This is a genomic window from Gordonia sp. L191, assembly GCF_030077625.1.
Classification (GTDB): Bacteria; Actinomycetota; Actinomycetes; order Mycobacteriales; family Mycobacteriaceae; genus Gordonia; species Gordonia polyisoprenivorans_A.
Map to the genome: position 1 here is coordinate 2,706,197 of NZ_CP125996.1, position 25,166 is coordinate 2,731,362.

27 protein-coding genes are annotated in these 25,166 nt (G+C 67.9%); 5 read left to right on the forward strand and 22 right to left on the reverse strand.

The window, feature by feature from the left end:
• Window positions 1–24 precede the first annotated feature (24 nt).
• The 6 genes from secF to ruvC all read right to left on the reverse strand — a co-directional run bounded on the left by secF (window position 25) and on the right by ruvC (window position 6,255).
• On the reverse strand, window positions 25–1,254 hold the full coding sequence (gene secF / locus QNM97_RS12030; RefSeq protein WP_283822913.1) for a protein translocase subunit SecF: 1,230 nt from the start codon (window positions 1,252–1,254) through the stop codon (window positions 25–27).
• A complete protein-coding gene (secD, locus tag QNM97_RS12035; RefSeq protein WP_208791071.1) occupies window positions 1,251–3,041 on the reverse strand; it encodes a protein translocase subunit SecD in 1,791 nt (596 codons plus the stop codon). The genes secF and secD overlap by 4 nt, the downstream gene beginning before the upstream one ends.
• Before the next feature lie 237 nt (window positions 3,042–3,278).
• Window positions 3,279–3,701: a preprotein translocase subunit YajC gene (yajC, locus tag QNM97_RS12040; RefSeq protein ID WP_208791070.1), complete on the reverse strand. Its 423-nt coding sequence runs from the start codon at window positions 3,699–3,701 to the stop codon at window positions 3,279–3,281.
• Between the two features lie 267 nt (window positions 3,702–3,968).
• Window positions 3,969–5,072 carry a Holliday junction branch migration DNA helicase RuvB gene (gene ruvB, locus QNM97_RS12045; RefSeq protein WP_283822914.1) on the reverse strand — a complete coding sequence of 368 codons (1,104 nt, stop codon included), beginning with the start codon at window positions 5,070–5,072 and terminating at the stop codon, window positions 3,969–3,971.
• Window positions 5,069–5,665, reverse strand: coding sequence for a Holliday junction branch migration protein RuvA (gene ruvA / locus QNM97_RS12050; RefSeq protein WP_283822915.1), 597 nt, complete (start codon window positions 5,663–5,665; stop codon window positions 5,069–5,071). The genes ruvB and ruvA overlap by 4 nt, the downstream gene beginning before the upstream one ends.
• Window positions 5,662–6,255 carry a crossover junction endodeoxyribonuclease RuvC gene (gene ruvC / locus QNM97_RS12055; RefSeq protein WP_208791067.1) on the reverse strand — a complete coding sequence of 198 codons (594 nt, stop codon included), beginning with the start codon at window positions 6,253–6,255 and terminating at the stop codon, window positions 5,662–5,664. The genes ruvA and ruvC overlap by 4 nt, the downstream gene beginning before the upstream one ends.
• A 108-nt stretch (window positions 6,256–6,363) precedes the next feature.
• Here ruvC and QNM97_RS12060 point away from each other — a divergent pair, with 108 nt between their 5' ends.
• On the forward strand, window positions 6,364–6,984 hold the full coding sequence (locus tag QNM97_RS12060) for a nucleoside/nucleotide kinase family protein (RefSeq protein ID WP_283822916.1): 621 nt from the start codon (window positions 6,364–6,366) through the stop codon (window positions 6,982–6,984).
• Between the two features lie 33 nt (window positions 6,985–7,017).
• On the opposite strand, the gene QNM97_RS12065 is transcribed toward QNM97_RS12060, so the two are convergent.
• The 16 genes from QNM97_RS12065 to QNM97_RS12140 form a co-directional block, all read right to left on the reverse strand.
• Complete coding sequence (locus tag QNM97_RS12065) at window positions 7,018–7,770, reverse strand: YebC/PmpR family DNA-binding transcriptional regulator (protein WP_283822917.1); 753 nt, start codon at window positions 7,768–7,770, stop codon at window positions 7,018–7,020.
• A gap of 127 nt (window positions 7,771–7,897) precedes the next feature.
• Window positions 7,898–8,509 (reverse strand): pyridoxal 5'-phosphate synthase glutaminase subunit PdxT, encoded by a 612-nt coding sequence (pdxT, locus tag QNM97_RS12070; RefSeq protein WP_276113863.1) that lies wholly within the window; start codon window positions 8,507–8,509, stop codon window positions 7,898–7,900.
• Window positions 8,506–9,360: an acyl-CoA thioesterase gene (locus QNM97_RS12075; RefSeq protein WP_079929589.1), complete on the reverse strand. Its 855-nt coding sequence runs from the start codon at window positions 9,358–9,360 to the stop codon at window positions 8,506–8,508. Before QNM97_RS12075 ends, pdxT begins: the two co-directional genes overlap by 4 nt.
• A gap of 96 nt (window positions 9,361–9,456) precedes the next feature.
• Window positions 9,457–9,897 carry a response regulator transcription factor gene (locus tag QNM97_RS12080; RefSeq protein WP_283822918.1) on the reverse strand — a complete coding sequence of 147 codons (441 nt, stop codon included), beginning with the start codon at window positions 9,895–9,897 and terminating at the stop codon, window positions 9,457–9,459.
• 222 nt (window positions 9,898–10,119) lie between these two features.
• Entirely contained in the window at window positions 10,120–10,821 is a 702-nt protein-coding gene (locus QNM97_RS12085; protein WP_283823178.1) for an FHA domain-containing protein, read from the reverse strand.
• Window positions 10,822–10,898: 77 nt separating this feature from the next.
• Entirely contained in the window at window positions 10,899–11,915 is a 1,017-nt protein-coding gene (locus QNM97_RS12090; RefSeq protein ID WP_208791062.1) for a PP2C family protein-serine/threonine phosphatase, read from the reverse strand.
• 94 nt (window positions 11,916–12,009) lie between these two features.
• Window positions 12,010–12,969: a pyridoxal 5'-phosphate synthase lyase subunit PdxS gene (pdxS, locus tag QNM97_RS12095; protein ID WP_208791061.1), complete on the reverse strand. Its 960-nt coding sequence runs from the start codon at window positions 12,967–12,969 to the stop codon at window positions 12,010–12,012.
• A gap of 129 nt (window positions 12,970–13,098) precedes the next feature.
• Window positions 13,099–13,638: a LemA family protein gene (locus QNM97_RS12100; RefSeq protein WP_283822919.1), complete on the reverse strand. Its 540-nt coding sequence runs from the start codon at window positions 13,636–13,638 to the stop codon at window positions 13,099–13,101.
• Window positions 13,639–13,662: 24 nt separating this feature from the next.
• Window positions 13,663–14,787 (reverse strand): glycosyltransferase family 4 protein, encoded by a 1,125-nt coding sequence (locus QNM97_RS12105; protein WP_208791060.1) that lies wholly within the window; start codon window positions 14,785–14,787, stop codon window positions 13,663–13,665.
• Window positions 14,784–15,719: a phosphatidylinositol mannoside acyltransferase gene (locus QNM97_RS12110; RefSeq protein WP_283822920.1), complete on the reverse strand. Its 936-nt coding sequence runs from the start codon at window positions 15,717–15,719 to the stop codon at window positions 14,784–14,786. The genes QNM97_RS12105 and QNM97_RS12110 overlap by 4 nt, the downstream gene beginning before the upstream one ends.
• Window positions 15,720–15,733: 14 nt before the next feature.
• A complete protein-coding gene (pgsA, locus tag QNM97_RS12115) occupies window positions 15,734–16,420 on the reverse strand; it encodes a phosphatidylinositol phosphate synthase (RefSeq protein WP_208791059.1) in 687 nt (228 codons plus the stop codon).
• A gap of 28 nt (window positions 16,421–16,448) precedes the next feature.
• Window positions 16,449–17,024: an ATP adenylyltransferase gene (locus tag QNM97_RS12120; RefSeq protein ID WP_283822921.1), complete on the reverse strand. Its 576-nt coding sequence runs from the start codon at window positions 17,022–17,024 to the stop codon at window positions 16,449–16,451.
• The gene (gene thrS / locus QNM97_RS12125; protein ID WP_283822922.1) at window positions 17,017–19,086 is read right to left on the reverse strand and encodes a threonine--tRNA ligase; all 2,070 of its coding nucleotides are present in this window, start codon (window positions 19,084–19,086) and stop codon (window positions 17,017–17,019) included. Before thrS ends, QNM97_RS12120 begins: the two co-directional genes overlap by 8 nt.
• 116 nt (window positions 19,087–19,202) lie before the next feature.
• On the reverse strand, window positions 19,203–19,616 hold the full coding sequence (locus QNM97_RS12130; protein WP_283822923.1) for a TIGR02611 family protein: 414 nt from the start codon (window positions 19,614–19,616) through the stop codon (window positions 19,203–19,205).
• Window positions 19,544–21,079 (reverse strand): glycosyltransferase 87 family protein, encoded by a 1,536-nt coding sequence (locus tag QNM97_RS12135; RefSeq protein ID WP_283822924.1) that lies wholly within the window; start codon window positions 21,077–21,079, stop codon window positions 19,544–19,546. The genes QNM97_RS12130 and QNM97_RS12135 overlap by 73 nt, the downstream gene beginning before the upstream one ends.
• An 80-nt stretch (window positions 21,080–21,159) precedes the next feature.
• Window positions 21,160–22,599, reverse strand: a complete 1,440-nt coding sequence (locus QNM97_RS12140; RefSeq protein WP_283822925.1) for a carboxylesterase/lipase family protein — start codon at window positions 22,597–22,599, stop codon at window positions 21,160–21,162.
• 101 nt (window positions 22,600–22,700) lie between these two features.
• On the opposite strand from QNM97_RS12140, the gene QNM97_RS12145 reads away from it, so the two are divergent.
• From QNM97_RS12145 to QNM97_RS12160, 4 genes are all read left to right on the forward strand, one after another.
• Window positions 22,701–23,138, forward strand: coding sequence for a DUF1622 domain-containing protein (locus tag QNM97_RS12145; protein ID WP_283822926.1), 438 nt, complete (start codon window positions 22,701–22,703; stop codon window positions 23,136–23,138).
• A 79-nt stretch (window positions 23,139–23,217) separates the two neighbouring features.
• Window positions 23,218–24,105, forward strand: coding sequence for a D-hexose-6-phosphate mutarotase (locus QNM97_RS12150; protein ID WP_283822927.1), 888 nt, complete (start codon window positions 23,218–23,220; stop codon window positions 24,103–24,105).
• 178 nt (window positions 24,106–24,283) lie between these two features.
• Complete coding sequence (locus QNM97_RS12155) at window positions 24,284–24,892, forward strand: recombinase family protein (protein ID WP_283822928.1); 609 nt, start codon at window positions 24,284–24,286, stop codon at window positions 24,890–24,892.
• On the forward strand, window positions 24,889–25,152 hold the full coding sequence (locus QNM97_RS12160; RefSeq protein ID WP_283822929.1) for a hypothetical protein: 264 nt from the start codon (window positions 24,889–24,891) through the stop codon (window positions 25,150–25,152). The genes QNM97_RS12155 and QNM97_RS12160 overlap by 4 nt, the downstream gene beginning before the upstream one ends.
• Window positions 25,153–25,166 lie beyond the last annotated feature (14 nt).

The following is a 25,166-nucleotide window of genomic DNA, read 5'->3' on the forward strand; positions in this document are numbered from 1 at the left end:
CTCTCGATGCCACGACTGCCGAGACTATCGCGCGCGACGCCGTTTCCCGCTCGGTGCTGTCGGGGTGTCGTCCTCGGCTACGCCCCGACCGGTCGACGCCCGCGACGGGCGGCGGCGCGGCGGTGTGCTGCCCGCGTCCGGGTCCTGGCCGGCGGCGATGGCCGCGCGACGGTCGAGCACCCGGGCGGTGTGGCGGGCGATCTCACGACGCCGTTCCTTGAGGGTCACCAACAGCGGGGTGGCGAGGAAGACCGACGAGTAGGTGCCCACCACGACGCCGACGAGCTGGATCAGCGCAAGATCCTTCAGCGTGCCGACCCCGAGCAGCCACACGGCGATGACCATCAGCGCGATGATCGGCAACACCGAGATGATCGTGGTGTTGATCGAGCGCATCAGGGTCTGGTTCACCGCGAGGTTGGCCTGCTCGGCATAGGTGCGGCGCGACGTCTGCAGCACCGACCGGGTGTTCTCCGAGACCTTGTCGAACACGACGACGGTGTCGTAGAGGGAGAAACCGAGGATCGTCAGCAGACCGATGACGGTCGCCGGGGTGACCTCGAAGCCGACCAGCGAATACACCCCGGCCGTGCAGATGATGTCGAAGAACAGGGTCGCCAGCGCGGCGATCGACATCTCCCGGTCGAAGCGCACCGCGATGTAGACGAAGACGATCACCAGGAACACGGCGAGGGCGAGCAACATCTTCTCGGTGATCTCGCGTCCCCACGTGGAACTCACCTCGGAGATGCTGACGTCGGCGGCCTTGAGTGTCGGCGCATACGCATCGGTGAGCGCGACGGTCACCGCGCGTGCCTGCTCGGCGCTGAGCGCGTCGGTACGCACCTGCACGGTTTCGCTCGACCCCGATCCGGCGGTCTGTACCGAATCCGGGGCAGTGCCGAGCGCCTTGCCGACGACGTCCTCGACGGATTGGCTGGTGATGCCCTGCGACACCGGGATCGAGATCTGCGTGCCGCCCTCGAAATCGATACCGAAAGTGAACTGGCGCACGCCGATCGAGATGATGCCGACCGCGAGGATCAGCGCGGTGACGAGGTACCACATGCGGCGTTTGCCGATGACCTCGAAGGCGCCGGTACCGGTGTAGAGGCGCGAGAGGAACGACCGGGAGGTGTCGGCGTGGAAGTTGGCGTCACTGCCGGCGATCGTCACCGTCGTCGCCGTGCTCGGCTCGTCACCCGTCGTCGTGCTGCCGGTCGATGCGCCGGTGGTCCGATTGCTGCCGGTCATTTCGCCGATCCCTTCGTCGGACCAGAGGGGGTCGAGTCGGTCGATGTAGCGCCTGTCGATGCAGTGGTCGTCGTGGACGAACTGAGGTTCGATACCCGTTCGGCCCGTGACGTTCTGCGCGCTCGCGCCACCTCGCTGACCGCCCCGAGTCCGTTGACCCGCGGCCGCGACAGGAACTCCGAGCGGCTGGCGAGCACGACGAGCGGATGCGTGACCAGGAACACGACCACGATGTCGAGGATGGTGGTCAGGCCGAGGGTGAAGGCGAAGCCGCGCACCTCACCGACGGCGAGGATGTAGATGACCGCCGCGGCCAGGAAGCTGACGGCGTTACCCGACCAGATCGTGCGTCGCGCGCTCGCCCAGCCGCGCGGGACCGCGGACCGGAAACTTCGTCCCTCACGCATCTCGTCCTTGATGCGTTCGAAGTACACGACGAACGAGTCGGCGGTCATACCGATACCGATGATCAGACCGGCGATACCGGCCAGATCCAGGGTGAACCCGATCCAGCGGCCGAGCAGCACGATGATGCCGTAGACCATCGCCAGCGACAGCAGCAGCGACGCCACGGTGAGGAAGCCGAGCATGCGGTAGTAGGCCAATGCGTAGATCAGCACCGCGATCAACCCGATCGCCCCGGCCAGGAGGCCGGCCCGCAGCGAGGACAGACCCAGCGTGGCCGAGACGGTTTCGGCGTCGGAGGTGGAGAACGACAGCGGCAACGAGCCGTACTTGAGCACGTTGGCGAGGTCGGTGGCCTCGGCTTCGGTGAACGGCGAGCCGGTGATCTGGGTGGCTCCGCTGATCGCCTGGTTGATCACCGGTGCCGACACCACGCGGGTGTCGAGGGTGAATGCGGTCTGCTTGCCGATGTTGTTGGCGGTGTACTCCGGCCAGGTCGTCGCGGCGGCACCCTTGTACTCGAGGCTGACGATCCACTCACCGGTCTGCGGGTCGGTGCCCGCGCTGGCCGATTTCACATCCCGCCCGTCGATGATCTCCGGCCCGAGCAGGTACACCGTCTTGCCGTCGGTGGAGCAGGCGACCAGATACTGCTTCGGGTCGTCGTTGCCGAGTAGGGGGTCGTTGGCGCCGTTGGCGCAGTTCATCTTCGACATGTAAGCCTGCAGCGCCTGGGTGTTGGCGCCTGCGGGAGCCTGCCGGTTCTTCTTCTCCTGGGTGATCTGCCCGGCGACCTGATCGGCGGGGAGTTCGTTGGAGTCCTCGGTGCGCGTGGTGTTGGGCGGCTGCGGCGTCGCCGGTGCCGAGGTCTCGACCGGGCGCACATACAGACGAGCGGTCTGCCCCAGCGATTTCGCCTGGGAGCCGTCCTGTCCGGGCACGGTGATGACCAGGTTGTTCCCGCTGACCACGACCTCCGAGCCGCTCACGCCGAGCCCGTTGACTCGCTGCTCGATGATCTGCTTGGCCTGGTTCAACTGATCGCGGGTCGGTGCCTGGCCGTTGTCGGTGCGGGCGGTCAACGTCACGCGGGTGCCGCCCTGCAGGTCGATGCCCAGCTTCGGTTCGGGCGAGCCGCCACCGGTGAGGAAGACGAGGAGATAGACGAGGGCCAGGAGCGCGACGAACGCCGTCAGCGGCTGCCACGGCGGGATCTCGATCGACGACGAGCGACCCGGCGGGCGTCGCCGGGTGCCCTTCTTCGATCCCCCCGCCGACCGCTTCCGGGTCGATTGGCCCGGCGCCTTCCGACCGCCGGGACCCGCCGTCCCGGTCGAATCGGCGGCAGCTCCCTTCGATTCGGCCCCACGCGAAAAACTCACGTACTCGATCTCCTTTGATGAGCGTCGACCGGCGCACCTGGGCGCACTCATCGACGCGGACTACGCGGCGCGAACAGCCCGAGGGCCCCGATCGCGCGATCGAGTGGCCACTCTACTGCCCGGCCCGCGCACAGCAGCACGCCACCGCCCCCGACGGCCCGGTGTCCATCGGGCCACGACCCTCCCCTGGTGGGCCGACGGTCGGTCGAGCGGCCTGCGGTCGGTGTCGGGGTGTGTCTACTTGTCCGAGTCGGCCGACGCGTCGCCGCCGGACTTGTCGAGATTCGGCCGATCGGTGGTCACATCGGTGGGGGTGATCGTCTCGGGCGCCTCGTCGATGGACTCGGCGTCGGCCGCGGCGAACGGCGGGGTGTAGCCGGGGTAGGTCGCGGCGGCCTCGTCGGTGGGTATCACCCGCATGACGGCCAGGCGGTTCCAGCGGGTGACCAGACCGGTCGCGATCTCGACATCGATGTACTCCGACGAGGTCGCGTCGATCACGGTGCCGAAGAGACCGCTCGACAGCTGGATACGGGTCCCGGTCTGGACGGAGTTCTGCATTTCCTGCGTCTCGGCGGCACGCTTCTTCTGCTTGCGCACCGAGAAGAACATGAAGCCGACCATGAGGACCAGCAGAAGTGGGAGAAACAGAGATTCCATCGAGGTGTCGTCGTCCTTGTCGTATCGAGATCGTCACCCGCGGCGCGACGCTGATGTCACGCTCGGCGGGTTGCCGGTGAGGGGCTCCGGCGAGTCACGCGCCCGCGACCCGTCGCCCCGGGGTGAGGACCACCGGTGACGTCGGCGCCGAGCGCACGCACTCCCTCCAGTGTGCCATGCGGGGCAAGTCCGCTCCCAACGCCGGGAATGTCGGCTTTGCGCGTATATGAGCGACGCAGAGGGCGGGCCCCTGGTCGTCGTGCTCCCCTAGATGTCGTCGAACAACGACGGGCTGCCCATCTCGCGCGGGCGGACCCCGAAGGTCGCGTTGAGAGCACCGGCGGGTGGTGTGAGCCCCAGGTGATGCCACGCCGCTGCGGTCGCCACGCGTCCTCGCGGTGTGCGTGCGACCATCCCGGCGCGCACCAGGAACGGTTCGCACACCTCCTCGACGGTCGCCGGTTCCTCGCCGACGGCCACCGCCAGTGTCGACACCCCGACCGGCCCGCCGCCGAACGCCCGGATCAACGCGTCGAGGACCGCGCGGTCGAGGCGGTCGAAACCCAGTTCGTCGACGTCGTAGACGGCCAACGCCGCGCGTGAGATGTCGACGGTGATCACCCCGTCCCCGCGGACCTCGGCGTAGTCACGAACGCGCCGCAACAACCGGTTGGCGATGCGGGGAGTGCCCCGGGAGCGGCTCGCGATCTCAGAGGCGGCGTCGGCCTGCATCTCGATGCCCAGGATTCCCGCCGACCGGCGCAGCACCCGGACCAACTCGCCCGTCTCGTAGAACTCCATGTGCGCGGTGAACCCGAAGCGGTCACGCAGCGGACCGGTCAGCGATCCGGATCGGGTGGTGGCCCCGACCAGCGTGAACGGAGCCACGTCGAGCGGAATCGAGGTCGCCCCGGGCCCCTTGCCGACGACCACGTCGACCCGGAAGTCCTCCATCGCCAGGTACAGCATCTCCTCGGCGGGCCGGGCGATCCGATGGATCTCGTCGATGAAGAGCACGTCGCCTTCGACCAGATTGGACAGCATCGCCGCGAGGTCTCCTGCGCGTTCGAGAGCGGGCCCGGAGGTGACCCGGATCGCCGCACCCATCTCGCCGGCGATGATCATCGCCAGCGACGTCTTACCCAGACCGGGCGGCCCCGACAACAGGATGTGATCGGGAGTGCTGCCACGTTTCTTGGCGCCGTGCAGCACCAGCTCGAGCTGTTCACACACCCGCGGTTGGCCGATGAACTCGGCGAGCGACCGCGGACGCAACCCGGCGTCGAAGTCCCCATCGGAACGCACCGGGGTGGCGCTGACCTCCCGCTCCTCCTCGAGTCCATCCTCGGTGAGGCGGTCGTCGGGGTTCATGCGGACTTCCCGAGCAGGGCCAGCGACCGGCGCAGCGCCATCGACGCGTCGGCGTCGGGCTCCTCGGCGAGCACCGCGGCCACCGCCTTCTCCGCCGGTGCCGCGGTGAAACCGAGTCCGACGAGCGCCTCGGCGACCTGACCGGCCACGCCGACCGGCCGCGATCCCGCACCGGTGGCGGCGTCGGCGACCGGCCGATCGACCTTGTCGCGTAGTTCGACGACGAGGCGCTCGGCCACCCGCTTCCCGATACCCGGCACGCTCGTCAGCGCCTTCACGTCGGAATCGGCCAGAGCCCGCCGTAGGGCGTCGGGTTCGAGCACCGCCAGCGTTGCCATCGCCAGCCGTGGACCGACGCCGGTGACCGTCTGCAGCAGGGCGAACAGCGCGCGGGCGTCGGGTTCGGTGAACCCGTACAGCGTCATCGAGTCCTCGCGGACGATCATCGAGGTCAGCAGCGTCATCTCGTCGCCCCGTCGCATTCGCGAGAGCGTGTCGGGGGTCGCCAGCACCCGATAACCCACCCCCGCGCAGTCGATGACGACGTGATCGAGGGCGACCTCGACCACCGGTCCGCGTACCGACGCGATCATGAGCCTGTCCCCTTCCGCCCGGCCGGTACCGTCGCCGATCGCGCCGCGGCGACCCGCTGTCGGTGCACCCGGGCCATCTGTTCGGCGCGCTGTTGAGCCTGCGCCATCCGTTCGATCATCGGTCCCCGCCAGCAATGGCAGATCGCGAGCGCAAGGGCGTCGGCGGCATCGGCCGGACGGGGTTTGGTCTGCATCCCGAGGATACGGGTCACCATGGCGGTGACCTGCGCCTTGTCTGCGCGTCCACTTCCGGTGACCGCGGCCTTCACCTCCGACGGGGTGTGAAACCGCACCGGCACGTCGCGCTGGCCTGCTGCGAGCGCGATGACCCCGCCGGCCTGCGCGGTCCCCATCGCCGTCGACACCTGGTTCTGGGCGAAGACACGCTCGATCGCCACCACATCGGGCTGGTGGATGTCGAGCCAGTGGCTGGCCGCGGTGTACACCGCCAGCAGGCGCTGGGCGAGTTCCATGTCGGTGGGTGTGCGGACCACATCGACATCGAGGGCGGTCACACTGCGACCACTCCCCGACTCGACCAGCGCGATCCCGCACCGGGTCAGCCCCGGGTCGACGCCCATCACCCGCACTCGACACTCCTCCACCGACGGCGAACAGTTGTTCGAGATTCTAGCGACGCCGACCGACAGAGGGTGGGATCGACACGGCAACCCGTGGCGAACGGATCCGGCCGAACCGTGGACAATACGGCCGTGCCCGCCTACCGCCCGATCGACCCCGAGGGCCTGGTCGTCACGTGCGCCGAGAAGTGCGCGGCGCTGCCCGGTCAGCCGGTGGTGGGAATCGACGGCGCGGTGGCGGCCCGACCCGACCAGGTCGCGCTGCGGGTCGCCGAGGTGCTGCGCTCGCGCGGCCGCGCGGCCGAGGTCGTCCGGGTCGCCGATTACGTCCGGCCGGCCTCGCTGCGGCTCGAATGGGGACCGCACGACGCCGAGGCGTTCACCACCTCGTGGTACGACTTCGCGGCGCTGCGCCGCGAGGTGCTCGACGGCCTCCGCGACCGCCAACGATGGCTACCACGGCTCTGGGATGAGCTCTCCGACAGGTCATTTCGCGATCAACGACGCGAGGCCGCCCCCGGCCAGGTGACCTTGATCGCCGGCGAGATGGTGCTGCGCGACGACCTCGACCTGGATCTGAGGATCGCGCTGCGGATGGGTCGCGCGGCACTGGAACGCAGGACGCCGGCCGACCGACGATGGACGATCGATCCGCTACTCGACCATCAACGCACCGCACCGGACCCCGACGTCGAGATCCGCTACGACCATCCGGACCGGCCGGCGCTGCGGGTTTGAGGCTGAACGATTGACGGCTGCGTAGGCGGGGCCTCAGCTGTCGAGTTCGGCGAGCACCTCGTCGCTGACGTCGACATTGCTGTACACGTTCTGGACGTCGTCGGAATCCTCGAGCGCGTCGATCAGTTTGAACACCTTGCGCGCGCCCTCGGCGTCGACGGGAACCTCCACCGACGCACGGAAGTCCGCCTCGGCCGATTCATAGTCGATGCCGGCCTCCTGCAATGCGGTTCGCACCGCGACGAGATCGGTCGGTTCGCTGACCACCTCGAACGTCTCGCCGAGGTCGTTGACCTCCTCGGCGCCGGCGTCGAGCACGGCCATCAGGATGTCGTCCTCGCTCTGACCGTTCTTCTCCAGCGTCACCACACCCCTGCGGGTGAACAGGTAGGCCACCGACCCCGGGTCGGCCATGTTTCCGCCGTTGCGGGTCATCGCGGTCCGTACCTCGCCGGCGGCGCGATTGCGGTTGTCGGTGAGGCACTCGATGAGGATGGCGACACCGTTGGGTCCGTATCCCTCGTAGGTGATGGTCTGCCAGTCGGCGCCACCGGCCTCTTCGCCGCCGCCCCGCTTGCGGGCCCGCTCGATGTTGTCGTTGGGCACCGACGACTTCTTGGCCTTCTGGATCGCGTCATAGAGAGTCGGGTTGCCTGCGGGGTCACCACCACCGGTGCGCGCGGCGACCTCGATGTTCTTGATCAGCTTGGCGAACATCTTGCCGCGCTTGGCATCGATGACGGCCTTCTTGTGCTTGGTGGTCGCCCATTTGGAATGGCCGCTCATACGCTCTTCCGATCCTTCCCGTGCACCGGAGGAGCCCCTGACGGGGAGATCCGGGCATGACTTCTGTGGAACACGTCACTACTCGTCGAACACGTCGGAGATCGATTCTACCGACGCACCACCCGCCTCAACCGCGCACCATGTCGACGAAGTGCGCGTGCACCCGCCGATCACCGGTCACCTCGGGGTGGAACGAGGTGGCCAGCACGTTGCCCTGCCGCACTGCGACGACCCTCTCGGCGGCCGGACCGCCGGGCACCCGGGCGAGTACCTCCACGTCGGCGCCGACCTTCTCCACCCAGGGCGCGCGGATGAACACCGCACGCATCGACGGTCCGCCCTCGGTGATGTGCTCGACGTCCAGGTCGGTTTCGAAGGACTCGACCTGACGGCCGAAAGCATTGCGGCGCACCGTGATATCGAGGGCATCGAGATGCCGGGCGTCGGGGCGCGTGTCGAGGATGTGGGAGGCGAGCAGGATCATCCCGGCGCACGAGCCGTAGGCGGGCATGCCCTCGGCGAGCCGCTCGCGCAGCGGTTCGTACAACTCGAAGATCCCCAGGAGTTTGCTCATCGTGGTCGACTCGCCACCGGGGATCACCAGCCCGTCGACCCGGTCGAGTTCGGTCGGGCGTCGGACTGCGGACGCCTGCGCGCCGGCACCGGTCAGCGCGGCGAGATGCTCGCGGACGTCGCCTTGGAGCGCGAGCACCCCGATCCGAGGTCGGGCGCCGCTCACCGGTTCTGCCGGGCGTGCTGATCGGCGGGCATCACGCGCCCGGTCCGGCTCAAGCCCTCTTGGGTCACCGCGGCCACCATCCGTCCGGCCCGGTCGAAGATGCGGCCCTGGGTCAGAGTGCGCCCGGCACCCGCCGACGGCGAGGTCTGGTCGTAGAGCAGCCACTCGTCGGCGCGGAAGTTTCGCATGAACCACATCGCGTGGTCGAGGGACGCCGATTGGGGTTCGACGCCGGGATGGGGCACCTTCGAGGACCCGAGCAGGGTCATGTCGCTCATGTAGGCCAACGTGCACACGTGGATCGTCTGATCATCCGGCAACGGTTTGCGGTATCGGAACCACACCCGTTGCTGGGCGACGAAGAACGGTGAGGTGACCAGTTTGTCGGCCGGAACGATGCGGATGTCGAAGTTATCCCACTCCTTGAACACCGCTTTTTCGTCGTCGCCGGCCAGGACGTGCCGGTCGGGCAGGTCCTCGGGGGCCGGTGCGGGCGGAATGGGGTCCTGATGTTCGATGCCTTCGTCGGTGGTGACGTGGAACGACGCCGACATCGTGAAGATGGCCTCGCCGTTCTGGATTCCGGTCACGCGACGGGTCACGAAGGAACGGCCGTCACGGATGCGGTCGACGAGGAAGACCGCGGGAATGTCGGGGTTGCCGGGCCGCAGGAAGTACCCGTGCAGCGAATGCACCGAGAACTCGTCGGAGACGGTCCGTGTCGCCGACACCAGCGCCTGGCCGGCAACCTGTCCACCGAAGGTGCGTTGGAGCTGACTCTCGAAGGCCCCGCCCCGATAGATGTCGGTCTCGATGCGCTCGACCCTGAGGACGTCCTCGATCTCTGCCACCCGACCAGTATCCCGTATGGGTTCCGTCGACACTCGAAAGGGCCTGCGCAGACGGCTCGCCGCGCGGACGCCGTGGGCACCGGGTGCCCGGAATTCTCACAGCTCGTCGAGACGAACCAGACCATCCTGCACTGCGCGCGCGACGAGTGCCGCCTTGGTCGGCGCGGTACGGCCGATCTCGGCGTACTTGGCGCGGATGCGGGTCAGGTGGGTGTTGACGGTGCCGAGCGAGATGAACAGCTCTTGCGCCACAGCGGGTTTCGAGTCCACCATCAGCCAGGTGCGCAGCACCTCGATCTCGCGGTTGGTCAGGCTCGGCCGGGGCAGTTCGGGAGCGGCGGCCTCCTCGACGGGTTGCGGCGCCTCGGGAACCAGGCGCATGTGCGGGCCGGCCGGCGTCGGCTGCTGACCGGGCAACGGCATCCGGCGGGCGGCGAGGCGCGCGAGCGCCTCGGTACGCCGACGGTCGGCCTCGGCGCGGCGACGAGCGGCCTGGGCGAGCTGACTGGTGGGGATGTGGGAAACGACTGCGGTCATGGTGTCCTCCTGGATTCGCGTCATGCGTTGGGCTCCGTTGCCCCGATGCAGAAGACGTTATGAGCGATCCGGCGGGAGGTCGATGGGGAGAACTCCCCTGCCCATGGGTAGAACTACCCATGGAATAAGTGCAGGTCAGAAGGGGTAAATCGGAGCCGATGGGGAGTCGCCGACACGACTACCCATGCGCCGTTCCCCGCAATGGGGGAACGGGCCCCGCACTCAGCTCGCGGCGTTGCGCGCAGCCTCGGCGTCGATCAGCGGGAGATCCTCACGCGTGACGATGCGTGAGGCGACCGCGTACTCGACCAGGCGGGCCCGACGATTGCTGGCGAGTTTGCCGCCTCCGGCGCGCATCCCGCTGACCCCGAGTTGATCGAGCTTGTCGCAGACGTTGTCGAGTTTGCGGTTGAACTTCGTCAGCGGCCACCCCAGCCGGGCGGCCGCCTTCGCCGACGACGGGATCGCGCTGGCCCCGGTGCCCTCGCGCCGCAGGATCTCTTCCGCGAGCACGACGATGAGCAATTTCTGGCTCTCGGTGAGCATCGGGACGCCCTGGGTGGTGCGACCGCCGATGAAGGACTGCTCGGTGAGCGGGCGCACCTGTGGGGCCGTGGCGTAGACGCTGAGTTCGTAGGTGGTCGGGCCGGCGGTGAACACGATCGTCGTCTCACCGAACACCAGCGGCATACGTGCACCCGGGCCGAGGGTCGCCGAGAACCCGACGTCGCCGGCCGACACGCTCGCCGAGAGGTGGGTGCCCAGGTTGGTGAGCCACCACAGCCCGTTTTCGTTGTGCAACACCAGGAATCGGCGATGCAGATAGGGGTTGTTGTCGACGGAGAGGTCGGCCTCGCGCCCGACGGTGAATCGTCGGTCGCCCATCAACGGATAGCGCTCACCGCAGTATTCGACGTAGGTCATCCCCGGGGGCACCGGAGTGCTCCCCGAATGCTCCGACCCCGGATGTCCCGGTTCAGGAATCATTCATCCGACCCCGATCACTTCTCCGGCGTGGGCTCCGCGTCGCCCCCGTCGGTTGCGGTCCCGTCGGCCACGGTCGTCTCGTCCGCTGTTGCTTCGGCGTCCTCGGCCCCTGCCTCATCGGCCCCTGCGCCGGCGGTCCCTGCGTCAGAGCCCGTTGCTCCGTCGATGGCGGTGCCGTCCACCCCAGCACCGTCCACCACAGCGCCGTCCGCATCACCGTTGACGGCGGGCATCCGGATGGTCGGAACCGATTCGTGGACCTCGACGACGATGACGGTCACGTTGTCGTGGGCACCGAGTTCGAGTGCGGCGTCGACGAGTTGGTCTGCGGCATCGACCACTCCGTCGGCGTCACCGAGGATGCGGGCGATCTCGTCGTCGGGCAGTTCCCCGGTCAAGCCGTCCGAGCACATGAGCAGGATGTCGCCCGGTAACGCGACGGTGCTGAAGTAGTCGGCGACGGGTTCGATCATGCCCGCGCCGAGCGCTCGGGTGATCACGTTGCGACGCGGATCGGTGCGGGCGTCCTCGGGAGTGAGGAACCCGGCGTCGATGAAGTCCTGGACCTGCGAGTGATCGCGGGTCAGTTGCTGCAGGGTGCCGTGCTGGAAGCGATAGGTGCGCGAATCACCGATGTTGAGGATCAGCCAATGCGGCTCCCCCTCGACGGTGACGAGCACCGCTCCGGTCGTCGTGGTTCCCGCGCGGCGCTCCGAGGAGGTCTCGATGTCGGAGATCCGGGCCTGCGCCTCGTCGAGGAGGTCGATGAGGGCCTTCTGCGTCTCGATCAGCTCGCCGGCACTCGTGGCAGCCGACAGCGTCAGCAGCGCCGCCTCACTGGCGAGTTCCCCGCTGTCGTGCCCGCCCATACCGTCGGCCAGCAGGTACTTTCCCGGCATGGCCAGAGCAGCGTCCTCGTTGGTCTCACGCACCCGGCCGACGCTGCAACGCACCGCCCACTCCAGACGCAGATCCTCCACGAAGTGGGTGCCCGAGGTCGCCTCGTCGCGGACGATGCTCACCGAATCCATGGTCAGCAGATCCTACCGGCGAGACCTCGCCGGACAGCGTCGGACCACACCGGAAAACAGCCGTTCGGTCGACGGATACTCGCGGTCAGGACGGTCACCAACCTCGTTCGGCGAGCCGGTGCGGCGCCGGGATGTCGTCGACGTTGATCCCGACCATCGCCTCACCGAGTCCGCGCGAGACCTTCGCCAGCACGTCGGGGTCGTCGTGGAAGGTCGTCGCCTGCACGATCGCGGCCGCACGCTGCGCCGGGTTGCCGGACTTGAAGATGCCCGATCCGACGAACACGCCCTCGGCGCCGAGTTGCATCATCATCGCCGCATCGGCCGGGGTCGCGATGCCACCGGCGGTGAACAAGGTGACGGGCAGCTTGCCCGCCCGCGCGACCTCGGCAACCAGCTCGTAGGGCGCCTGCAGCTCCTTGGCGGCCACATACAGCTCGTCGGTCGGCAGCGAGGTGAGCCTGCGGATCTCGTCGCGGATCTTGCGCATGTGCGTCGTCGCGTTCGAGACGTCGCCGGTGCCGGCCTCACCCTTGGACCGGATCATCGCCGCTCCCTCGGTGATACGGCGCAGCGCCTCACCGAGATTGGTGGCACCGCAGACGAACGGCACCGTGAACGCCCACTTGTCGATGTGGTTGGCGTAGTCGGCCGGGGTCAGCACCTCGGACTCGTCGACGTAGTCGACGCCGAGGCTCTGCAGGATCTGGGCCTCGACGAAGTGGCCGATACGGGCCTTGGCCATCACGGGGATCGATACCGCGGCGATGATCCCGTCGATCATGTCCGGATCACTCATCCGCGAGACGCCACCCTGGGCACGGATGTCGGCGGGCACACGCTCGAGCGCCATCACCGCGACCGCGCCGGCGTCCTCGGCGATCTTGGCCTGATCGGGGGTGACCACGTCCATGATCACGCCGCCCTTGAGCATCTCGGCCATGCCCCGCTTCACCCGCGCGGTGCCCTGTCCGGACTCGGGGGTGCCGTGGTGTCCGTTGATCGCGGACGTCGCATCAGACCCGGGGGTGGTCCCGGACTGGGGTTGGCTCACTGGAGGTCTCCTGATTCGCGGTTCTTCGAGTCTCGGCGACGGCGCAGCCCTCGGCTGCGCAGCGCGTCCCACCAGGATAGGTGAGGTGTCCGGCGCACTCGCCACACACCTCGGTTTGGCCGACTCCGCTCAGTCGGCGGTGCCGGGGGTCACCCGCTCGACGATCTCGAAATACTCGGGTCGCTGTGCGCGTCCGCCCAGGCGCAACAACCGCACCAGGAAGCGGTCGGCGAGGCTGAGGGTGTCGCGGACGGCGTCGTTGTAGAAGCGGCGGGCCATCATCACCCGGGTCTCGGCGTCGGCCAATTCGGCGATCAGTCCGGGTGGACGGACCGACGGGTCCACCCTGCTCAGCGCCGTGGACAAGGCATTCTCGGCATCCTCGCGGGAGGCGCGCGGAGCGTGCTCGGCGGTGTCGGCACAGGCGGCGAGGTGCCGTGCGGCGGTGGCGATCTCCGGATCACCGGAGTCCTCCATCCACGCGGTGAGTACCCGCACCACCACGGTTCGACGCTCCAGTGCCGCCTCCAGCGCCTGCCACGCCAGGTCGACGCGGACGTTGAGCCGGTCGAGTCGATTCGCGCGACTGTAGGCCCAGGCACCGATGATCACCAGGATCGCCACGATGATCACGACCACCACGATCGTCAACGCCGACATCTCCTCCACCCCCTCGGTTCGTGCGGCACGACGTCAGTCCGACACCACGACCGGGCCGGCACCGACGGTGACGGTCTCGTACACGCGCATGATCTGATCGGCGACCCGCGACCAGTCGTAGCGGGCCGCGCGGGCACGTGCGGCCCGCACCTGGTCGGCGCGGGCGTCGTCGTCGGCGAGTAGTTCGATCAGTCCCGACGCCAGTTCGTCGGCGGCGCCGACCGTGAACAGCCGGCCCGCCCGGCCGTCGTCGAGCACGCGCCGGAACGCGTCGAGTTTGCTGGCGATCACCGCCGCGCCGGCGGCCATGGCCTCGACGAGCACGATGCCGAAGCTCTCGCCGCCGAGGTTCGGCGCGCAGTACACCTCGGCCGAGGCCAGCGCGCGGGCCTTGGTGGCGTCGTCGACCTGACCGAGAAACACGAGGTGGTCGGCGAGATCTCCGGCGCGGCGCCGCAACGCTTTCTGGTTACCACCGCCGACCACGAGCACCCGCAGGTCGCCGAATCGCTCCACCACCGTGGGCAGTGCGCGCATGAGGATGTCGATACCCTTGCGGGGCTCGTCGTAGCGACCGAGGAACAGCACCGTACGCCCCGGCCACGGATAGCCATCGAGGGGTTCGGCGTCGGCGAACGATCTGACGTTGATGCCATTGGGGATCTCCACCGCGTCGGAACCCAGCGACTCCATCTGCCATCGTCGTGCCAGTTCACTGACCGCGATCTTGCCCGAGATGCGCTCGTGATAGGGCCGCAGCATGCCTTGGAAAGTGCTGAGCCACAACGATTTCGACGTAGATGTGTGGAATGTCGTGACGATCGGCCCGGAGGCCACCATCAGTGCCATCATCGACAGGCTCGGCGAATTGGGTTCGTGGACGTGCAACACGTCGAAGTGGTTGTCGGCGATCCAGCGACGCAGTCGTCGATATCCGTTGGGGCTGAAGTTCACCCGCGATACCGAGCCGTTGTAGGGAATGGCGAGCGCCGGGCCGCCGGAGACGACGTAGTCGGGTAGGTCGGTGTCACCGTCGGCGGGGGCGATCACGCTGACATGGTGTCCGCGTTCGATGAACACCGCGGCGAGTTCGGCGACGTGCGCCTGCACTCCGCCGGGGACGGAGAACGAGTACGGGCACACCATGCCGATCCTCATGTGCTCTCCCCGGCCCCGTGCACCCGATCACGCTGGCGCGCCGACCAGTCGGCTTCCCACAGGGGCTGCAGCATGTGCCAGTCGGCGGGGTGTGCGGCGATGTTCTCGGCGAAGGTGTCGGCGAGCGCCTGGGTCGCGGCCTCGACACCGACGGATACATCGATCTCGTTGCTGACGGTGATCTGCGAGCCGGGCGCGTCGGTGAACCAGTGGTGCACCGGCAACAAGCCGGCTCCGGTCTCGATGGCCAGCCGCGCCGACCCCGCAGGCATGCGGGTGCGTTCGCCGAAGAAGGTGACCGGGACGCCGTGGCGCGCGATGTCGCGTTCGCCGAGCAGGCACACGATTCCGCCGGCGCGAAGGCGCTCGGCCAACAGACCGAACGGTGGCTGCTCGCCGCCGGAGAGCGGAAAGATCTCGAATCCCAACGACTCCCGGTAGTCGACGAACCGACGGAACAGCGATTCCGGTTTGAGGCGTTCGGCGACGGTGGCGAAACTCCCGCGGTTCTGCACCAGCCAGACGCCCGCCATGTCCCAGTTGCCCGAGTGCGGCAGCGCCAGGACCACACCCTTGCCGCGGTCGAGAGCCGCATCGAGTCGTGCCTGATCAGGGGGTGGGACGACGACGGTCTCGGCGGTGGCCGCCAGGTCCTGCGCGGGCAGACGGAAGGCCTCGTACCAATACCGCGCATAGGAGCGCATCGCATCGGCGACGAGGTCGTCGGGGACCTGGGCGCCGGTGGTGCCGAGTACCCGGGCGAGATTGCGGCGCAACTGCTCCGGTCCGCCATTGCGGCGCCCGGCGAAGGCACCGGCCCGGTCGAAGGCGGCGCGCGCCGGTCCGTCCGGAGCATGGCGGACTCCGGCCCACCCGGCCCGATAGCCGAGGTCGGCGGCACCCGCGGACAGCCGCTCGAGTGCTGACCCCACCCTCGTCGACCCGCTCACCGGGCGTCCGCGCCGGGTTCGGTTCCGGCCCCGTCCGGCCCGTCGGAATCGGCGGCTGCCGCGGCCATCGGGATCAGTTCACGCGCGCCGGGTGACGCCGCGATCGACCACATGCGCTGACCGACGGTGATGACCGAGCCGACCGCGAGCAACCACATCGCGACATGGATGGCCCACCACAGACCCAGTCCGGTCAATCCGGCCCCGACGAGCACGATGATGAGCCGGTCGGGCCGCTCGATGAGACCGCCGTCGCCGTCGAGGCCGGCAGCTTCGGCGCGGGCCTTCGCATACGAGATGACCTGAGAGGTCACCAAACAGATCAGGGTGGCGACGAAGAGCAGCTGGTGCGGGTGGGTCCAGGCACACCACCAGGCCAGTCCGGCGAAGATCGCGCCGTCGGCGATCCGGTCGCAGGTCGCGTCGAGCACCGACCCGAAACGGGTGCCACCACCGCGGGCTCGCGCCATCGCACCGTCGAGCATGTCGAACATCACGAACAGCCAGATGACCATCGTGCCCCAGAACAACTGCCCCATCGGGAACAGCGTCAGCGCCGCGGCCACCGAGGCCACGGTGCCGATGAGCGTCATCATGTCGGGGGTGAGTCCGGTGCGCAGCAACGCCCGCCCGATGGGCAGCGTCACCTTCGACACCGACGCGCGGCCCCGGATGCTCAGCACCGATGCGCTCCTTCTCCCCGATCGAGATTCACAGCTCGCCCCGCCCCTCACCGAAGCGTTCCCACGCCTCCGCGAGGAGGTGACGGGTATCGCGCAGCAACTGCGGCATGACCTTCGCGCCGCCGACCACCGTGATGAAGTTCGCATCCCCCACCCAGCGCGGAACGATGTGCTGGTGCAGGTGTTCGGCCAACGATCCCCCCGCGGCGTAACCGAGGTTCAAACCGACGTTGAACGCGTTGGGGTTCGAGACCGACTTGATGGTGCGGATCATCCGCTGGGTGAAGGCCATCAGCTCGGCCGACTCCCCCGGCGTCAACGCCTCCAGGTCGGCGACCTGCCGATACGGCACGACCATCGTGTGCCCGGGGTTGTACGGGTACAGGTTGAGCACCGCGTACACGCGCTCACCGCGCGCGACGATCAACCCGTCCTCGTCGGTCATCGTCGGGATGTCGAGGAACGGATGCCCGGTGGACTTGGTCGCCGGCGGGTCGGCGGTGATGTAGGTCATCCGATGCGGACTCCACAACCGCTGCAACCGATCCGGATCGCCGGTGCCGCAGTCCCGGATCTGCTCGTTGGCGCTCGGCTCGTCAGCCATCGTGGTCCCCACCCGGCCCGGCGACGACGAGCTCCCTGGTCGGGGAATCGTTGCGGCGGGCGGCGATCCATTGGGCGATCGTCTCGACCGCCTGTGCCGTGGGCACCCCGTTGACCTGGGTTCCGTCACGGAAGCGGAAGCTCACCGCGCCTGCGGCGACATCGCGTTCGCCCGCGAGCAGCATGAACGGCACCTTTCCGGTGGTGTGGGTGCGGATCTTCTTCTGCATGCGGTCGTCAGAGTAGTCGACCTCCGCGCGGATTCCGCGCTTCTTGAGGTTGTCGACGACGCCCTGCAGATGATCGGCGAAGGTGTCGGCGACCGGGATGCCGACCACCTGTACCGGCGACAACCACGCCGGGAACGCACCGGCGTAGTGCTCGGTGAGTACGCCGAAGAATCGTTCGATCGAGCCGAACAACGCACGGTGGATCATCACCGGACGCTTCTTGGTGCCGTCCGGCGCGGTGTACTCGAGCTCGAAAAGCTCCGGCTCGAAGAAGTCGAGCTGCAGGGTCGACATCTGCCAGGTGCGGCCGAGTGCATCCTTGGCCTGCACCGAGATCTTCGGGCCATAAAAAGCCGCTCCGCCCGGATCCGGCACCAAGTCGAGTCCCGACGCCTCGCCGACCTCGCGCAGGGTCTCGGTTGCCTGTGCCCACAGCTCATCCGAACCGACGAACTTCTTGGGGTCCTTGGTCGACAACTCGAGATAGAAGTCGTCGAGGCCGTAGTCGGTGAGCAACTGCAGGACGAACTCCAGGGTGGTGGTCAGCTCTTCGACCACTTGCTCTTGCGTGCAATAGATGTGTGCATCGTCCTGGGTGAAGCCCCGAGCACGCGTGAGCCCGTGAATCACGCCCGATTTCTCGTACCGATAGACCGAACCGAACTCGAAGAGCCGCAACGGAAGTTCCCGATAGGAGCGACCCCGGGACCGGAAGATCAAGTTGTGCATCGGGCAGTTCATCGGCTTGACGTAATAGTCCTGCCCCGGCTTTCGGACAGTACCGTCCTCGTTGTACTCGGCATCGAGGTGCATAGGCGGGAACATGCCGTCGGCGTACCAATCGAGGTGCTTGGAGACCTCGAACAGGTGCCCCTTGGTCAGGTGTGGCGTATTGACGAACTCGTACCCCGCCGCCACGTGACGGGCCCGGGAGAGGTCCTCCATCTCCTTGCGGATGATCCCACCCTTGGGGTGAAAGACGGGCAGCCCGGAACCGAGTTCGTCGGGAAAACTGAACAGGTCCAGTTCGGCGCCGAGCTTGCGGTGATCGCGTTTCTCGGCCTCGGCGAGCATCTCCAGGTACGCGTCCTGCGCCTCTGCAGACTCCCAGGCGGTGCCGTAGATGCGCTGCAGGTCGGCGTTGTCCTGATCGCCGCGCCAGTAGGCCGCCGAGCTGCGGGTGAGCTTGAACGCCGCGATGTACTTGGTGGTCGGCACGTGCGGACCACGGCACAAATCGCACCAGATGCGTTCTCCGGTTCGGGGATTGAGGTTGTCGTAGGCGGTGAGTTCGGCGCCGCCGACCTCCATCACCTCACTGTCGGCGGCCGCGCCCTTGTCGTCGATGAGTTCGAGCTTGAACGGCTCGTTCGCCAGTTCCATCCGGGCCTCGTCCTTGGAGGCGTAGACCCGACGCGAAAACCGTTGGCCCGACTTGATGATCTGCTTCATCTTCTTCTCGAGGGCGGTGAGATCCTCGGGGGTGAACGGCTCGGCGACGTCGAAGTCGTAGTAGAAGCCGTCCTTGATGGGCGGACCGATGCCGAGTTTGGCGTCGGGGAACAGTTCCTGCACGGCCTGCGCGAGGACGTGGGCGGTCGAATGCCGGATCACGCTGCGACCGGCTTCGGTGTCGGCGGCGACGGGCTCGACGTCGGTGTCGAGTTCCGGGGTCCACGACAGATCGCGCAGGTCGCCGGCCGCGTCGCGGACGACGACGATCGCCTGCGGCCCCTTGTTGGGCAGATCGTGCTCACGCAGCGCGGTGCCCGCGGTGGTCCCAGCAGGCACACGGATCGTGGCTGGGTAACTCACCTTGAGATCGTCGGGCACGGCGAACGCTCCTCACACATGTGGCGGCACCGGTCGCCGGTGCCGCCGAATTATCGATTTCGTGGTCGATCGTATCCGCGCCGGGTACGCGGGCGTGCCGGAGGATGGGCCGCGGGTCACAGGATCGGGCTCTGGGCCCAGTCGGCGTGGACGTCGAACCATCCCGCGACCGTTCCGAACACGCCCAGCACCCACAGTGAGGCCAGCACCACCACACACGTGGCCAGCCCGAACATCCCCTGCACCGACCAGTGCCGGCGCTTCATCCACTCCAGCCAGGCGTCGTAGCGGCCGCGGGCGAAGCGCAGCAACCGATGCGCCCACTCGAACTCCGACGCGAGGATGCCCAGACCGAGGAAGACGATGAGCCAACCGGGCCCGGGGTATGGGATGGCGATGATTCCGCCGGCGAGAACGATCGCGCCAACCACGCCGACGCCGATCCGGTAGGTCAGATTCAGTCGGGGGTCGCGCCGGACGATGTAGCGGCGTTGCCGTCCCCAGATGCGAAGTCGTTCCCACGCCCGCACTGTCGGCTCCCGTCATGCTCTGGTCGATCCCGATTGTCGGTTCGATCCGTGTGATCGCCGGAGTCGTCGTCGTCCGGCGTGCCGCCAGGATACCGACCGATGTCGGGTTCGTCGTATACCGAGCGTCGGGAGAGGCCCACGACAAGCGTCACCGCAATGGTGACGAGCAGCACCGCGACGTAGGCACCCGAATAGAAGACGACGGCCGCACCGTCGTACCAATGCACGTTCGGCCAGCGCGGCATCATGAACACGCCGATCGCGATGGCGTGATCGGAACTCTGGTAGCGCCCGCTGGTCCACCAGTTGTACGACCAGGCGAACGTGGCGAGAACCAACGCGACCGGCAGTACCCACCACCACAGGCGCCGGCGGTCGGCGAGCGTGCCGCGGTAGGCCACGTCGATCACGACGATCAGCAACGGCACGAACCACACCCAGTGGTGGCCCCACGAGAACGGCGATGCCGCCGCCGCGGTCATGCCGGTGATGGTGACCGACAACAACCGCCAGCCCCGGCGATAGGCGAGGACCGCAGCGCACAGGCCCACCACCACGACCACCGCGGCGACCGGCACCCACATCCACGCGGGCGCCTCGAACACGGTCCCGCCATCGGGATACGGGTGACGGAAGGAGGTCGCACCGAAGTAGGCGAGCAACTGCGAGAGAAAACCGTTGATCGACTGGTTGGCCGGTGAATCGACGCGACCCACCCGGTCGGCCGACCCGAGGTAGGTGGTCCAGTAGTCGCGGGAGTCGCCCGGAATGACGACGAAGGCAACCGCGACGGTCACCGCGAAGCCCACGACCACCCCGATCGCGGCGCGCCAGCGACGGAGCGCGAGCAGATAGAGAACGAAGAATCCGGGGGTGAGTTTGATCCCCGCGGCGATGCCCACCCAGAAGCCCCGAACACGGGAATTCGGCCGCTTCAGGTCACAGAAGACGAGGTCGGCGAGGATCAGGAACATCAGGAACACGTTGATCTGGCCGAGCCAGATCGTCGTGCGCACCGGCTCGAGCGCGGTGACGGCGACGGCCAGCAGCACCGACAACGTCCACAGTCGCGCGTCGGCTCGGTAGCCCAGACTGCGGAATCCGAGGAGCACGGTGATCACCAGGACGACGCCGATTGCCGCCCACCACAACAGTTTTGCGCCTGCGAAACCGACGAGGGACAGCGGCGCGAAGATCACCGCGGCGAACGGCGGATAGGTGAAGTCCAGATCGGAGATCAGCGAGTGGTGATAGAGCGGCGCCGAGGTGAGCACGGTGTGCCCACCGGCGCGATAGACGCGCAGATCCACTCCGTTGTGCAGCAGGCCGTAGAAGGGATTGTGCATCGGGATGACGGTGATCTGCCAGACGAACACCGCGATGGCCGCAATTGCGGCAAGCCCGACCAGCCCCCACCCGACGGAGCGGGGTTGCCGCCCGACGAGGGTCGCGCTGCTCGGCATGGGTAACACCGTACGACGATCCTCGGTCGATCAGAGGACGGCGTGCCCGGACACGCCGACGATGTGAGCAGGTTACGTATTCAGGCGAAACGGTGGATCTCGCCGCCCGTACCGTACGGCGACCATCCGGGATCGCCTGAGGTGGCGAACCGCACCCAGGTGGCGTGCATGTCGTCGGCGATCTTCTGGTCGGGTTCGGGGCCGACGAGCGCGTGCGCCTCGTCGAGGTGATCGAAGACGAACGGGATCTCGACCGCGTGCCCGGCGCGGATGTCACCTTGCGGGCTCTCGTATCCGAACTCGTAGAGATGGGTGGAGGCGCGGTCTCCCTGAGCACTGCCGCGCACCTCGGCGAGAGTGGTGGTCGGGCCGGAGAACGCGGCCCGGCTCAGGGCCTCGCTCAGCGCGTCGCCGGCGCTGACGCCCGCGTCGAGGCGGTCCCGCAGGAACTCGGCACCACCGTCGGTCGAGCCGAGCATCGCCGCCGCCCCCTCCTCCGTGACCGCCGACGCCCCACCGGTGGCCACCATGAAGAACCGGAACTCGTCGGCGTTCCAGCCGGCCAGCAACGGCACCGAGGCGCCGGCCCCGGCCGCGATGGCGTCGACCGGCCGGGCGGTGAGCACGTCGTCGTCGATCACCGGGAACTGCGACATGATGCCGAGGCCGACCTTCACGATCGACTCGCCCCACACCTGCGGATCGGGGGCCAGCATGAGTTCAAGTGCGACCTGGGTCTGCGCCTTGAGCAGCTCGTCGCCGGAGACCTGACCGAGTGCGTCGGCGGTCGCGTCCACGCGCAGCAGCGCCGCGAGCCGGTCGGTGACCTTGCGCGCGTCGGCAGGGTCGGCGGCCGCATTACCGTTGCCGCTTTCCATGATCGCCCGTCCGAACAAACCGTCCGCGCGCGGCGAGGACAGCAGCGAGGCGACGCTCATCGCGCCGGCGGACTCGCCGAAGACGGTGATGTCGTCGGGGTCGCCGCCGAATGCGGAGATGTTCTCGCGCACCCACCGCAGCGCGGCGATCTGATCGAGCAGCCCGCGGTTCTCCGGAGCGCCCGCGACCGAGGCGAATCCCGGTGTGCCGAGCCGATAATTGATGCCGACGCAGACGACGCCGTCACGGGCGAAGGTGTCACCGGCGTACATCGTGATCCGGTTGGAGCCACGGGTGAACGCGCCCCCATGGATCCACACCATCACCGGCAGTCCGGCGCCGCCCGGGTCCGGGGTCCAGACGTTGAGGTTCAGGTAGTCGTCGCCGTCGACGATGACGTTGTCGAGCAGTGCGGCGATCGGTGCGGGGTACGGCGCCTGCGGTGCGGTCGGGCCGTAGGCGGTGGCGTCCCGAACCCCGTCCCACGACCATGGAGGCTTGGGTGCGGCAAACGCTGCGGGCCCGACCGGCGGTGCGGCGTAAGGGATTCCGAGGAATGCGGAGATCCCATCGGTGGTGCTGCCGGAGAGTGCGCCGCCGGCGATCGAGACGACGGGGGCGTGAACATCAGCGCGGGTCATACTCGCCGACGCTACGCCCATGTCCGGGGTCGGCTCGGCAGAACCGCATTCGCGATACCGATGCGCTGGTGAGTGCCCGGACGCGGCACTACGCTCCAGCAATGGACATCGAGAGGGTCTTCTCCGGAGTCGCGGTCACCCTCGAGGTGATCGGCGCGGTGGCGATGATCGCCGGGTTCGTGGTGGCGGTGGTGCTCAGCGTCCGATCGTTGCGTCGCGACGAGGGTGGTGCGACCGCATTCGCCACCCTGCGCAATACCCTCGGTTCGGCGATCCTGCTCGGCCTCGAGATCCTCGTGGCCGCCGATCTGATCCGCACCATCACGTCCAAACCGTCGATCACCGACGCCCTGATCCTCGGCATCGTGGTGCTGATCCGAACGATCCTGTCGATGTCGATCCAAATCGAGATCGAGGGCGTGTTGCCTTGGCGGCGTGCGCTTCTCACCAGTGGTGGCCAGTTGATGGGACATGCGGTCGCCGCGGATGCGCGCGCATCACGGGCGCATGCGGCGCGGGCGGATGAACCGGGGCCGTGACGAGGTGCGGCGCAGTCTCGGGTCGTGATCGTGCACCGAGCGGCGGGCGCCATGGTGACAGGCGTGCGACGCTGATCCGGTGACGACATCGGGTGACGACGCAACGCAGCAATTCCACGGGGTCCGCAGGGGCACCGTTCACGGGCTCGACGCCCACATCATCGAGACGCCGCACGCGCAGGCGGCGATTTCGGTGTTCGGCGGGCAGGTCGTGTCGTTCCGCCCCGCCGGATCGGTCGACGACGTGTTGTGGGTATCGCCGGCGCTTGCCGATCTGCCCACACCCATCCGCGGCGGAATCCCGGTCTGCTGGCCCTATTTCGCTCGCGAAGGTCAGACCGGCGACGTCCCTTCGCACGGCTACGCGCGTACCGCTCGATGGGCGATCACCGGCTCCGTGGTGACCGGGACCGGCGAGGTCGAGATATCGCTGGCACCCGAAGGACTCGATCACCTCGACCTGCGACTGTCGATGACCGTGCGGGTCGGCGCAACGCTGGAGCAGGGCATCCACACCCACAACCCGGGCACTGCTCCTGTGCGGCTCACCGAGGCGCTGCACAACTACTTTCGCGTCTCCGACGTCGCCGATGTCCGCGTCGAGGGGTTGGCCGGGCTGACCTATGCCGACAAGTTCGACGGCGGCGCGATCCATCCGCAGCACGGCGAATGGGCGTTGCCGGGTTCGCCGGCGCGCAGCGACCGCCTGTACCCGGGTGCGGGCGGCACCTATCGGATCGTCGACCCCGGCTTCGGTCGGGTCATCGAGATCCGTGGACGCGAGGCACGCACGGCCGTCGTCTGGAATCCCGGCGCCGACGTTGCCGCGGGCATGGCCGACGTCGGTCCACACTGGCGCGGGTTCGTGTGTGTCGAGACGGCCAATGCCGGCCCCGACGTCGTCGAGGTTCCCGCCGGGGCCACCCACTCCATGTGGCAGACCATCTCCGTCACGCCCGTCTCATAACTCCGGGTATCGAATCTCGTAAGTCTCAAAACTTGTTGGAACGTCGTCAGGGCCCAATAGCCGGAAGTTTTCCTCAGGAACGCGTTATCGAACCGACGATCGCCATCGTGCTCGTTCGTCTCAAATCTCACCGCGTGTCTCATCTCAGTAGCCCACCTTTTGAGATATTCTCGTCGGCATGGCCACCACCGATCCAGGAGCGCAACCCGGGATGCTCCTCGGTTACGCGCGGGAGAGTTCGGACTCCCCTGCGCTCGATGAGCAGATCGATCTGCTCATCGACAACGGCGTCGACCCAGAGCGCGTGTACTCCGACCATTCGCGCCACGACTCCCCCACCGCGCACCGGCCGGGGCTCGACGCACTGCTCGGTTATGCCCGCCCCGGTGACACCGTCGTGGTCGTCGGGATGGACCGGCTCGGACGCAGCACCCCGGAGTTGCTCTCGACCGTGCGCACCCTCGACGACCGCAGTATCGGTGTCCGCTCGATTCGCGAGCGATTGCGTACCGACGACGACGTCGGAGCGACGCTCGTCGGCGTCCTCGCCTCACTGGCCGTGGTGAACGACGAGGCCGCCCGAACACGCCAACGAACCCAACCCCGGCCGTCCCGACACAGCGGCAACTCCCCGCTCGGACGCCCCCGTGCGCTGACCGACGACCAGGTCGAACTCGCACAACGCATGCGGGACAACGGAGATCCCGTTCCGACCATCGCCACGACCCTCGGGGTCAGCCGCGCCACCCTGTACAGAACTCTCGCCGAGAAGAGGACCACCCGATGACCACCAGCAACTCCCGCGTACTCGCCTTCCCGACCGCCATTCCGCCGGAGTCGGCGATCAGCGACCCGACTCTCGACGAGGCGGCATTCCAGCGCGGATACGACGAGGCATCGGACTACCTCGCGTCCTTGCCGCGTGCCTGGGCCGCCAATCACGCGACGGCGGCGTTGGCCGCCGGCGAGATCCCTCAGATCACCCAAAGCTACGAACGTGGTTATCGCGCAGCGCTATACGGTTACAGCCGGCATCCGCGGGAATAGCTAGATCTTTTCCT

Excerpts from the sequence above, each read along its gene's own strand:
- secF (WP_283822913.1), bottom strand. The coding sequence starts at position 1,254 with ATGACCGGCAGCAATCGGACCACCGGCGCATCGACCGGCAGCACGACG.
- yajC (WP_208791070.1), bottom strand. The coding sequence starts at position 3,701 with ATGGAATCTCTGTTTCTCCCACTTCTGCTGGTCCTCATGGTCGGCTTC.
- ruvB (WP_283822914.1), bottom strand. The coding sequence starts at position 5,072 with ATGAACCCCGACGACCGCCTCACCGAGGATGGACTCGAGGAGGAGCGG.
- ruvA (WP_283822915.1), bottom strand. The coding sequence starts at position 5,665 with ATGATCGCGTCGGTACGCGGACCGGTGGTCGAGGTCGCCCTCGATCAC.
- QNM97_RS12065 (WP_283822917.1), bottom strand. The coding sequence starts at position 7,770 with ATGAGCGGCCATTCCAAATGGGCGACCACCAAGCACAAGAAGGCCGTC.
- QNM97_RS12080 (WP_283822918.1), bottom strand. The coding sequence starts at position 9,897 with ATGACCGCAGTCGTTTCCCACATCCCCACCAGTCAGCTCGCCCAGGCC.
- QNM97_RS12085 (WP_283823178.1), bottom strand. The coding sequence starts at position 10,821 with ATGACCTACGTCGAATACTGCGGTGAGCGCTATCCGTTGATGGGCGAC.
- QNM97_RS12090 (WP_208791062.1), bottom strand. The coding sequence starts at position 11,915 with ATGGATTCGGTGAGCATCGTCCGCGACGAGGCGACCTCGGGCACCCAC.
- QNM97_RS12105 (WP_208791060.1), bottom strand. The coding sequence starts at position 14,787 with ATGAGGATCGGCATGGTGTGCCCGTACTCGTTCTCCGTCCCCGGCGGA.
- QNM97_RS12120 (WP_283822921.1), bottom strand. The coding sequence starts at position 17,024 with ATGGCTGACGAGCCGAGCGCCAACGAGCAGATCCGGGACTGCGGCACC.
- QNM97_RS12135 (WP_283822924.1), bottom strand. The coding sequence starts at position 21,079 with ATGCCGAGCAGCGCGACCCTCGTCGGGCGGCAACCCCGCTCCGTCGGG.
- QNM97_RS12140 (WP_283822925.1), bottom strand. The coding sequence starts at position 22,599 with ATGACCCGCGCTGATGTTCACGCCCCCGTCGTCTCGATCGCCGGCGGC.
- QNM97_RS12145 (WP_283822926.1), top strand. The coding sequence starts at position 22,701 with ATGGACATCGAGAGGGTCTTCTCCGGAGTCGCGGTCACCCTCGAGGTG.
- QNM97_RS12155 (WP_283822928.1), top strand. The coding sequence starts at position 24,284 with ATGGCCACCACCGATCCAGGAGCGCAACCCGGGATGCTCCTCGGTTAC.
- QNM97_RS12160 (WP_283822929.1), top strand. The coding sequence starts at position 24,889 with ATGACCACCAGCAACTCCCGCGTACTCGCCTTCCCGACCGCCATTCCG.